The sequence below is a fragment of the Cupriavidus phytohabitans genome (assembly GCF_000426345.1).
In the GTDB taxonomy this organism is placed as follows: domain Bacteria; phylum Pseudomonadota; class Gammaproteobacteria; order Burkholderiales; family Burkholderiaceae; genus Cupriavidus.
This window is the reverse complement of sequence record NZ_AUFE01000139.1, coordinates 1-6,523: the sequence shown is the minus strand read 5'-3', so window position 1 is coordinate 6,523 and position 6,523 is coordinate 1. Positions and strand designations below refer to the sequence as shown.

General features: G+C 56.2%; 5 protein-coding genes and 2 pseudogenes. 1 reads left to right on the top strand and 6 read right to left on the bottom strand.

The window, feature by feature from the left end; genetic code table 11:
* Positions 1-200 (bottom strand): IS4/Tn5 family transposase DNA-binding protein (locus K309_RS0133255; RefSeq protein ID WP_029050270.1); only part of this gene is annotated, 200 nt, incomplete at its 3' end.
* Between the two features lie 128 nt (positions 201-328).
* Between K309_RS0133255 and K309_RS43525 the strand changes: the two are divergent.
* Positions 329-417, top strand: a pseudogene (locus tag K309_RS43525) (DNA-binding protein); the annotation flags it as partial.
* Positions 418-770: 353 nt separating this feature from the next.
* On the opposite strand, the gene K309_RS41085 reads toward K309_RS43525, so the two are convergent.
* The 5 genes and pseudogenes from K309_RS41085 to K309_RS38535 form a co-directional block, all read right to left on the bottom strand.
* On the bottom strand, positions 771-2,261 hold the full coding sequence (locus K309_RS41085; protein ID WP_084402686.1) for a GMC oxidoreductase: 1,491 nt from the start codon (positions 2,259-2,261) through the stop codon (positions 771-773).
* Positions 2,221-3,705, bottom strand: a complete 1,485-nt coding sequence (locus K309_RS41080) for a condensation domain-containing protein (RefSeq protein WP_156914531.1) — start codon at positions 3,703-3,705, stop codon at positions 2,221-2,223. Before K309_RS41080 ends, K309_RS41085 begins: the two co-directional genes overlap by 41 nt.
* Positions 3,706-3,751: 46 nt before the next feature.
* Entirely contained in the window at positions 3,752-4,969 is a 1,218-nt protein-coding gene (locus tag K309_RS38540; RefSeq protein WP_035878790.1) for an MFS transporter, read from the bottom strand.
* A gap of 68 nt (positions 4,970-5,037) precedes the next feature.
* The gene (locus tag K309_RS0133245; protein WP_029050269.1) at positions 5,038-5,997 is read right to left on the bottom strand and encodes a sulfotransferase family protein; all 960 of its coding nucleotides are present in this window, start codon (positions 5,995-5,997) and stop codon (positions 5,038-5,040) included.
* 288 nt (positions 5,998-6,285) lie between these two features.
* Positions 6,286-6,523: pseudogene (locus K309_RS38535) on the bottom strand (IS256 family transposase); the annotation flags it as partial.

Below are 6,523 nucleotides of genomic sequence, written 5' to 3'. Positions count from 1 at the left end.
CGCCAATCGATCTGCTCGTTGCCGAGAAACCGATATGCCGCGATGGTTTGCGACCAGTCATCGCATGCGCCGGGGATGCTCGCCGTCGGCAAAGCCGCAAACCGCTTGAGCAGCTCCTTGGCGCGCCGATCCCGCCGCGGATCACCAAGATCCAGACTCTCGAATTCCTCGTCCACCCATGCCCCCGACTCGTTGCTCATTGCTGCACGAAAATCTGAGAGTAAACGCGAGTCTGGCGAAGTTAACAACCCCCTTACCTCGAAATTCCCAGGGCCTCAGGCTCCATGCCTCGCTGCGGAGACGGTCCTACTTCCGTATAAGGGGATGCCCCAAAACGGGCAAGACCCGGTCCGGTCGCGGCCGCGCGCCGGCTTGGCTGGGCAAGCGCCCGCGCGTTTCTTGATTCCGCAGGAATAACTTGTGCGCCGATGCCTTTCTGGCCAGCGCCGCCGGCGCCTGCATAGGTTGTCGGCACAGTATTCACAGTATTCACAGTATTGAAACCTCGCCAAAAAAGGGGTACGACCGGACCTGGAGGCCAATGAGGATGGAAGAACGTCGGTATCGCTCTCCATAGCTTGAGAGAGTCTCGCCTTAAATTCAGGGTTATTACTACCCAAGGATGAGGCGCCGCTGCAAGATGACATGTCAAGATAGATCTTGCCATCGATATCCTGCGCCATCGAGCCCCAGGCGATTTTAAAAATGATGGAAGAGCGGGTTTCGCGCTCCCATTCAGCCAAATGACCAGTGGATCCAGAACAGGACATTTAGTTTTCCTTTTCGGTGAGTGACAGCGCCATTCGTTTTGCGTTGGCCATTATAGTATGCGTGGGATTGCTATTTCCGGCAAAATTCATAACGGAGCCATCCATAACATAGATGTTCGTTAGTCCGTGAATCTTGCCGTAGTGATCCACGACTGATGTCTTTGGAAAAGAACCCGCACGCATGGTGCCGTGTAGATGTGAACTGCCTTTGCCTCGCGAGAAAGGCATTCGCTCGATACAGGATGCGCCTAAGCGGCGGAGAGTGTCTTCAGCCCGGTTGGCGAGAAAACTGATTCGTGCCCTATCATTTTCTGAGTTTTTATACGCTATACGGATGTAAGGAATGCCGTGTGGGTCGATGGCTCCGTCAAGCATTACACGGTTGTGTGACCATGGTTCTTCCCCAGCGATGTAGTGAAGTCGCACGAGACCGATGTTGTCCCCTGGCGAATCCAAATTTGCCTCGTAGATTAACCCCCCAAATCTGCATGGCACGCCAGGGTGCTCATAGAAGTCGTCCGTATACACGGTCGCATGCGGGCCCCAATGGGCAGGAAGCGCGGCTGGATTCTTCACGTAGCCAACGGAGTACCCGCTTATCTTGAATGAGAGGCCGCGCCCTACGAGGTCAGAATCATTTCCAAGGCCTGTAGGTGCATGGCGGCTCTTCGAGCGAAGCATTAAAGCCGCCGACTGAATTGCGTTTGCACACACAATGACCGTTTTAACGGGGATGCGAATCCGCTGCGAGGAAAGCGGCACATAGCACTCAAGGGCTTCTGCGTGGCAGTCGCTTCGGAGCTCGATCGAATTGACAAAGCATCCGTACAGCACCGAAATCGATCCTGGGAGAGCGGAATCGTCTAAAACACTCCTAGCTAGGATGTTGGCCTTTGCATCCGTAGGGCAGACTAGGTGGTTGCAAGAGGAGCATTCAATGCATCCATTGGTGGTTTTGGGTGGCCGGATCGCCAGCGGAACACTCTTCGGCGTGATGCCAAGTTCTTGCATCGCATTGGATATCAGTAGACCTCTTTGGCTTGCTGGATAGGGCTGAAATCCATACGTACCGCTAATCTCTAAGAGATTTTCGATTTCGGAATAAAAAGGTTCGAGGTCCCGAAGTGAAATGGGCCAATCTATCTCCATGTCAGTCCTCAGGTATTGGGATGCCGAGAGATCTGCTTGACGGTATCTGAACATGATAGCGTTGTAAAATTGCATTCCTCCCCCAACGGCACATGCTGTCCATGGATTTCCATCGGCGCGACCGTGTGGAGATGTTCGTGCCTTACTATAGGTTGCTTGGTTGGGGACGTATAGCGCGCCTGGGGATACCAAGGCTCCATATTCGAGGAGGGCAACGTGGAAACCTTTTTCGGCAAGTGTTCGGGCAGCAATTGAGCCTGAAGCGCCTGAGCCTACGATAACAACATCGAAGCTTGTGTAATCACGAGATGCGGTCGCCGCAATGTGTTTGATGTCTGTCATGTGCAATTCTGTCCTTTTTGAGAAGGGATGTTAGCGCGGGCCAGTCGCCGTTGCGCGCGACAGACCTAAGCAATGCTTTTGTGCGTTCCACGTAGTGTGGGACGGCAATGCCTGCCAATTTGGTGGCGGGGTGGCGATAGCTAACGTGGAAGCCATCATGAGTACGTATGAACCAAAAGAACACCTCATCAGGATCAGTGCAGCGGCTACGGAAGACGGTAGTTCCCCAGGTGTTCCAATTGCTCGCACCAGGCGTATGGCGAAGGTCCATGTACGACACCATGAAAGGGTCGCGTAGGGGCTGGCCGAGGAGTTCGGCCACACGGGGCAGCGGAATTCGCGCAATATCCCTCAAGCCGTCTAGGCCTGCAACGGCCGAACGCACCACCTCACCGAAAGAGTCTGTTTGCTTGATGGGGAAGGCTACGGGCCCCATACCAACATACCATCCTATGGAAAATTGGAATCGCTCCGTCTGTGTATTGACGGGTACCATGGTACGGAATACGTTCGAACTGCAGATTTCTTGGCCCACCTTGGCAAGGCAGGCTAGCAACCCAGCAAACGAGTTGCCCTCAAGTGTGCGGCAGACTCGACCGAAGGAGAGTGCGTCAGATGCGTTGAGAAGTTCTGTGTATCCGCTTGGCTGATCGGCGGGGCTTCCGGTCGCCTCGCTTACTGAGGCAGGGAACTGAGGCAGTCGGCCGCCGCTCTCGCCGAGAAAGGTCCGCCAGCGCGCTATAGATTCGTGTTCAGCGTTCAACGCACCGGCGGCGCTCCGTTCGGCCTCTGCGAAATCCAGGTAGCTTGGCGGCTGTTCGGGAAGAATGGACGCAGCCGTGCTCCGTGAGGACGCGTGTGCTGACGCATACAGTAGTTGAACCTCATACGTAGTGTGGAGAATGGAGTAGCAGTCCATTAGGGTGTGGTCTGCGGCGACATAGACGGTGGTTGCTTGTGGACGGCTCACTGTGGCCCAAAGATAGCCAGGCCAGCCTATAGCGAGAACCTCGCTGTCGAACAGGTTCTCCAGATATCGTGCCAATTTACGGCCATCTGTGAAGGCCGCAGCCGCACTGCGGCGGATTCTCACGGCATCGGCCGGTAACGTCGTGCGAAGAAATCGTTCGCCAGGCGGAGCGGAAGGGGCCACGATGAACTGGCTACGGAGGGCTTCGTGGCGGGTTACCCAGGCACGCAATGCTTCGGTGAAAGCAACTGCATTGGATTCACCCGGAAGATCGAACATGCAGGCCAGCCAAGACGGCTGCAAGGGACCGTTGCCAGCTGTCTCAAGTGCATACGTGATGTGGGCTTCCCGGACGTAGGAAGGCCGCCGAGCGTCGGCTGTCCAATGGGGATCGGACACATGCGGTGCGCTGGCCCGCCAAATGGTGAGGTGGCCCGGAGATAGGATGACCGATAGCATGTCGGCGAACTTCATGATGGGGGGCTGTGTTGTCCGCGAGAAGTAATGGAGGTAGCCATTCTTAAGTGTCTGCCCCCACGAACTGCGGTGTACGCACGGATCGCAGAGGGGATGCCCAGATCCACCCAGCGGCTCCGGCAATGAGGGCTCCGCTAAGCAGTAACGTCGCGCGGGCGCCGAGCCATGTTCCACAGGCGCCGCCTAACACGGCTCCGACTGGAGCAAGGCCCCACACTATGGTCCGGATGCTTGCGTTTACACGGCCGTGCAGTTGCGGCGGAGCCAAGGCGTAGCGGATTGGTACCTGATGGACGCTGTAGACCTGTTTGCCGATCCACAATACAAATTGCGACAGTCCCAATGCAAGCCATCCTGGCACTTCGAGCAGCGGGGTTAGCGTTGCGCCAACGGCACTGGTGAGGAGCGCTGCTATTAACACGCGACCCAAGCCTAACGTTCGAGCAAAAGGACGTGCAAGCAAAGTACCAATAACACTTCCGATTGCAGCGATGCCTGAGACGGTCCCGATCGTTGTGGCGTTCAGCCCTAAGCCCTCGGTTAGATACAGCAGAAAGACGGCGGAGTAGGCGCTGTACCAAAATATGAGAGTACCGGTAGCAAAGGTGATTGCGCGGAGTTTGGGGGTACGTAACACGAATAGCGCGCCCTCTGCAGCTTCCGAGAGAACGCGTTCAAGGATGCTCCTAGTGTCGTCATGATTGTAGTCACTTGTCACCGACGCGCTTGTTGTCGGCGCTATTATCACGTATGGGAGCAGCGCCGTCACCAGAAGGAACGACGCCGCATCTGCCAGTATCGCGATAGGTGCCGAAAGCGAGTAGATCAACCAGCCTGCGAGCGGCGGACCAAGTACCAATGCCGCCGATTGTCCTAGTTCTATCCAGCTCTGAGCCTGTACAAGTTGTTGGGGCGGCACGACAGTTGCCACACATGCCAAAAAGGCCACGTCGGCAATCACCGTAAGCCCGCCCATCAGTGTAGCAACTGTGTAGAGATGGGGCATGCCGACGTAGCCGATAAGCAAAGCAGATACCGGTACTGTGGCCAACGTTAGCGCCATTATCCAATTTGCCGTAATCAGAAGGATTCGATGTGAGAATCGATCGGCGAAGACGCCGGCAAGCGGGCCTAGCAGAAGGTACGGGGCACGTCCACATGCAAGCAAGAAGCCTGTCTCGAGGGATCCTGCTTGGTGTAGTTGGATCGCGGTCAGAGGTAGGGCGATGAGCGTCACTTGGGCGCCGACGCGGGAAACCATCTGGCCTAGGAGTAGGAGATAGAAGCTGCCGGGCAAGCGTTGTCGTCGCGTTTGCGTTGCCACTGGAATCATTCCCTGCTCGAGAGAGTCGGCACGGACAGCGTGTAGCCGAATTTTTCCAGTTCCTTCCCTGCTAAGCGTTCGAACTGCTCAACCTCCTGAGGCGTGAGGTCGTGCACGTACCGCCCAATACATCTGGTGTATAGGGGTTGAGCAGCTGCGTCAGCTGAGGGATGGCCCCACGGTTTGTCGAAAAGCGCGTGCTTGTGCTCTGCGTGATGCAGAACCCTCTCACTCCATCCCAAGCCCAGATACTCCAGCATCCGTGCAGCTGTCTCACGCGGGGCGGTGACCAGATCCTCATATCGCACTTCGAGATAGCGACCACTGGGCGCACCCAAGTGTGCCTTGGTGACGACATCTAGCCAGCCTTGGACCGCCTCGCTGATAGTCCGATGGTCCCACCCAGGAACCTTTTCATGGGATGCTGCCACGTCGCGGCCATCGCGAATGATGTGGATAAAATGTGCTTGCGGCCAAATGGTGGCATATTTGCAGACGTTCTGAATCCGTCGCTGAAGCTTTAGACCCCATCGCTTCGCCCCGGTCTGTTGTCGCCGGAACTCGCCGATAGAGTCGATAAGCAGGCAGCGATCCTCTAGTGTAGCCAGGTCGGGTCCACGCTCCGCAATCACATGGGTCACCAACGTCTTTACGTCGTCTCGGTCCAAGCCCGAACGTTCACACTGCCAGACGAAGTGCACGCCATCGAACCATTCAGGGTCGATGGCTTCCTTCGTCGTACCGATAACCCGTGGATCCCGACACGCCATCAAGGCGCATACTTCAAGGATATGTGAGCCAAGGTTGATTGGCTCCGTGAAATCGATCTCCGGACCTACGACCAAATCCGGATGCGAGTCGAGCAGAATGCTAAGCAAGGTTGTACCGGAGCGGTCTTCGCCCCCCAAAAGGACAGGGTCAGAACGTAGAGGGACTAAAGTGTGGTCTGGTGAGGAGTTGAACATGGGCCTGGAGGGCAAGAAAGAATATGGCGGCCCAACAATTAGCGTTGCCGCTCATTTGTCAAAACACTGAGCACTGGGACCCAATTGCGGCCGAGTCAACAGCATTAGTGCAAGCGCTGTGCCTGGGAGCGGTTTAGAGCAAAACTACACTGCACGCTGGTATGGAGGCCCTTGCTTTCGTTCTGGGCGGTGCAAAGTGCTGTTGAAATTGTTGCAATTTGTCACCTACTGAACATTGTCCAGAGATAAAGTCAAATCTGGTGTACGAAGGTTGATCGTGGCCGGTTCTCAGGCGGCGAGTTTCTGCTGATCCGGCGGATTGTCTTGCGCCGGGGCACCGTCCTTGAAGGGAATGCCCTTCAAGAGCAGTTCGATGTGTTCGGCACCGTTGATGCGGCGCCAGGTTTTCTCGGCTTCCTCGATCAGCTTGAAGGCCAGGCCAAGGAAGGTCGCTCGTGACACACAGTTGCGCGTGCGCGTCGTGCGGTGACGCACAGTCGCGAAGGTCGACTCAATCGCGTTCGTC

Bases quoted from the DNA above. Each gene is read 5' to 3' on its own strand.
- K309_RS41080 (WP_156914531.1), bottom strand. From the start codon at position 3,705: ATGAAGTTCGCCGACATGCTATCGGTCATCCTATCTCCGGGCCACCTC.
- K309_RS41085 (WP_084402686.1), bottom strand. From the start codon at position 2,261: ATGACAGACATCAAACACATTGCGGCGACCGCATCTCGTGATTACACA.
- K309_RS38540 (WP_035878790.1), bottom strand. From the start codon at position 4,969: ATGGTTTCCCGCGTCGGCGCCCAAGTGACGCTCATCGCCCTACCTCTG.
- K309_RS0133245 (WP_029050269.1), bottom strand. From the start codon at position 5,997: ATGTTCAACTCCTCACCAGACCACACTTTAGTCCCTCTACGTTCTGAC.